Below are 3,676 nucleotides of genomic sequence, written 5' to 3'. Positions count from 1 at the left end.
GGCCTTTGAATGGGTTCATGTGCAGCTCCATCAGCAAAAGGGGATGATAAGTTTATCACCACCGACTATTTGCAACAGTGCCCAAACCCCCGGATCAGGCTCTCCAGGCCATGCAGAAAGGCCTGCTCACCATCATCACTGTCCATAATCTGCAGCGCTTCCCGCAATAGCGGCGGCAGGTTTTCGTCCGGTGCTGCAGGGCGGTCGGTCAGGGCGGCAGTATGCTCCTGCTGCTCCAGTACGGCACCAAGGGTAAAATGACTGACCGCTGAAATCGCATATAACCCGTCGCGCAGTGAAAAGCCGTTTTCTGTCATAAAGCGTAACTGGGTTTCCACCGTATCATACTGTTTTTCATCAGGGCGGGTGCCGAGGTGCACTTTTGCCCCGTCACGGTAACGCAGCAGCGCCCGGCGGAAACTCATTGCATTATTGCGCAGAAATGACTGCCAGGATTCCCCCGCCGCAGGCAGTGAATAATCATGATGACGCGCCAGGATCTCCACCGCCAGCGCATCCAGTAACGCCCGTTTATTTTTCACATGCCAGTAAAGTGTCGGCTGTTCTATTCCCAGCTTCTGCGCCAGCTTGCGGGTCGTCAGCCCGTCAATCCCTGTCTCATTCAGCAGTTCCAGTGCCGCATCAATAACCGATTCTCTGTTCAGCCGTGCCATGACCGTCTCCTCCGATTTTCAGATTGACACTCTATCATTGATAGGGATATATTCCAACTCTATCAATGATAGGGAATTAACACAGGATCTGAAAAATGAATAAACCCGCTGTCATCGCGCTGGTGATTACACTGCTGGACGCGATGGGAATTGGTCTGATCATGCCGGTATTACCGTCACTGCTGCGGGAATATCTCCCGGAAGCGGATGTGGCAAACCATTACGGCATTCTGCTGGCGCTGTATGCGGTGATGCAGGTCTGTTTTGCTCCGCTGCTGGGCAGATGGTCAGATAAGCTGGGGCGCAGACCGGTGCTGCTGTTATCCCTGGCGGGTGCCGCGTTTGATTACACACTGCTGGCACTGTCCAATGTGCTGTGGATGTTGTATCTCGGGCGGATTATCTCCGGGATCACTGGTGCCACCGGCGCGGTTGCGGCTTCGGTAGTGGCGGACAGCACGGCGGTCAGCGAGCGTACCGCCTGGTTCGGCCGTCTCGGTGCGGCCTTTGGTGCCGGGCTGATTGCCGGGCCGGCTATCGGCGGACTGGCGGGGGATATCTCACCGCATCTGCCGTTTGTCATTGCGGCAATACTGAATGCCTGCACCTTTCTGATGGTCTTTTTTATCTTTAAACCGGCGGTACAGACAGAAGAAAAACCGGCGGAGCAGAAACAAGAAAGCGCAGGTATCAGCTTTATCACACTGCTTAAACCTCTGGCGCTGTTGCTGTTTGTCTTTTTTACCGCGCAGCTTATCGGGCAGATCCCGGCCACTGTCTGGGTATTGTTTACGGAGAGCCGCTTTGCCTGGGACAGCGCGGCGGTCGGTTTTTCACTGGCGGGACTCGGGGCGATGCATGCACTGTTTCAGGCGGTGGTTGCCGGGGCGCTGGCAAAACGGCTGAGTGAGAAAACCATTATTTTCGCCGGATTTATTGCCGATGCCACCGCGTTTTTACTGATGTCTGCTATCACTTCCGGATGGATGGTGTATCCGGTCCTGATCCTGCTGGCAGGCGGCGGAATTGCACTGCCTGCATTGCAGGGCATTATCTCTGCCGGGGCATCGGCGGCAAATCAGGGAAAACTACAGGGTGTGCTGGTCAGCCTGACCAATCTGACCGGCGTGGCGGGCCCGCTGCTGTTTGCTTTTATTTTCAGTCAGACACAGCAGAGTGCGGACGGTACGGTGTGGCTGATTGGCACGGCACTGTACGGTCTGCTGCTGGCAATCTGTCTGCTGATCAGAAAACCGGCACCGGTGGCGGCCACCTGCTGACCGGCGCTATACAGGCAGCGCTGTTGTGCGGTATGGTGGACGGCATTCGTGCTTATCGCCTGCCATGATAAGCCTCAGACACAGAGGAACCGTTATGAAATCACGCGCAGCAGTCGCCTTCGGGCCGGGTTTACCCCTTGAAATTGTTGAAATTGATGTGGCACCGCCGAAGAAAGGTGAAGTGCTGGTGAAAATCAGTCACACCGGGGTATGCCATACCGATGCCTACACGCTTTCCGGTGATGATCCGGAAGGTCTGTTCCCGGTGGTGCTCGGCCATGAAGGTGCCGGGGTGGTGGTTGAGGTCGGTGAGGGCGTGACCAGTGTGAAACCGGGCGACCATGTGATCCCGCTGTACACCGCCGAGTGCGGCGAGTGTGATTTCTGTACCTCCGGTAAAACCAACCTCTGTGTTGCCGTCCGCGAAACCCAGGGCAAAGGCGTGATGCCGGACGGCACCAGCCGTTTTTCGTATAACGGTCAGCCGCTCTATCACTATATGGGCTGCTCGACATTCAGCGAATATACCGTTGTGGCGGAAGTATCACTGGCGAAAATCAATCCGCAGGCCAATGCGGAGCAGGTTTGCCTGCTCGGCTGCGGCGTGACCACCGGGATCGGCGCGGTACACAATACCGCGAAGGTACAGGAAGGGGATTCTGTGGCGGTATTCGGCCTCGGCGGTATCGGGCTGGCCGTGGTGCAGGGCGCACGTCAGGCAAAAGCGGGGCGCATCTTTGCCATCGATACCAATCCATCCAAGTTTGAGCTGGCAAAACAGTTCGGCGCCACAGACTGCATTAATCCCAATGATTATGACAAACCTGTTCAGCAGGTGCTGGTCGAAATGACCAAATGGGGTGTGGATCATACCTTTGAATGTATCGGCAATGTCAATGTGATGCGGTCGGCGCTGGAAAGTGCGCACCGTGGCTGGGGGCAGTCGGTAATTATCGGGGTGGCGGGTGCCGGAAAAGAGATTTCAACCCGTCCGTTCCAGCTGGTGACCGGCCGGGTCTGGAAAGGCACGGCGTTCGGCGGCGTGAAAGGGCGTACCCAGTTGCCGGGAATGGTGGAAGATGCCATGAGCGGCAAAATCGAGCTGGCGCCGTTTGTCACGCACACCATGGAACTGGATAAAATCAATGAAGCTTTTGATTTGATGCACGACGGCAAATCCATCCGCACAGTCATTCATTACTGATAACGTATTCAGGGAGATACTATGGAACGGATTGAACATCACGTCTGTTTCGGCGGCAGCCAGGAAGTCTGGCGTCACCACTCTGCGGTGACCGGCACGCCGATGACTTTTTCCGTGTTTCTGCCGCCGCAGGCAAAAACAGAGAAATGTCCTGTGCTGTACTGGCTTTCCGGGCTGACCTGCAACGAGCAGAATTTTATCACCAAAGCCGGGGCACAGCGTTACGCAGCGGAACACGGCCTGGTGATTGTCGCGCCGGATACCAGTCCGCGCGGCAGTCAGGTGGCGGATGATAAAGAGTACGATCTCGGCCAGGGTGCCGGGTTTTATGTCAATGCCACACAGGAGCCGTGGAAAGCGCATTATCAGATGTATGATTATATTCTGAATGAGCTGCACACCCTGGTAAGCGGGCATTTCGGCACATCGGAAAAACGGGCACTGTTGCAAAGTTAGCGATGAGGCAGCCTTTTGTCTTATTCAAAGGCCTTACATTTCAAAAACTCTGCTTACCAGGC

3 protein-coding genes and 1 pseudogene are annotated in these 3,676 nt (G+C 55.7%); 3 read left to right on the top strand and 1 reads right to left on the bottom strand.

Going from position 1 to position 3,676, the window contains the following annotated elements:
• Positions 1 to 65: 65 nt before the first annotated feature.
• On the bottom strand, positions 66 to 674 hold the full coding sequence (gene tetR(D), locus JQ822_RS24225; RefSeq protein WP_023352616.1) for a tetracycline resistance transcriptional repressor TetR(D): 609 nt from the start codon (positions 672 to 674) through the stop codon (positions 66 to 68).
• Positions 675 to 769: 95 nt separating this feature from the next.
• On the opposite strand from tetR(D), the gene tet(D) reads away from it, so the two are divergent.
• The 3 genes and pseudogenes from tet(D) to JQ822_RS24210 all read left to right on the top strand — a co-directional run.
• Positions 770 to 1,954 (top strand): tetracycline efflux MFS transporter Tet(D), encoded by a 1,185-nt coding sequence (tet(D), locus tag JQ822_RS24220; protein WP_001039466.1) that lies wholly within the window; start codon positions 770 to 772, stop codon positions 1,952 to 1,954.
• A 94-nt stretch (positions 1,955 to 2,048) separates the two neighbouring features.
• Positions 2,049 to 3,158 carry an S-(hydroxymethyl)glutathione dehydrogenase/class III alcohol dehydrogenase gene (locus JQ822_RS24215; RefSeq protein WP_000842134.1) on the top strand — a complete coding sequence of 370 codons (1,110 nt, stop codon included), beginning with the start codon at positions 2,049 to 2,051 and terminating at the stop codon, positions 3,156 to 3,158.
• A gap of 21 nt (positions 3,159 to 3,179) precedes the next feature.
• Positions 3,180 to 3,602: pseudogene (locus tag JQ822_RS24210) on the top strand (alpha/beta hydrolase-fold protein); the annotation flags it as partial.
• Between the last annotated feature and the right edge of the window lie 74 nt (positions 3,603 to 3,676).

Origin of the sequence: Citrobacter sp. FP75 (genome assembly GCF_018342065.1) — a bacterium.
Lineage (GTDB): Bacteria > Pseudomonadota > Gammaproteobacteria > Enterobacterales > Enterobacteriaceae > Citrobacter.
Note: the sequence above shows the minus strand (reverse complement) of the source record. Positions and strands in the feature narration are given on the sequence as shown.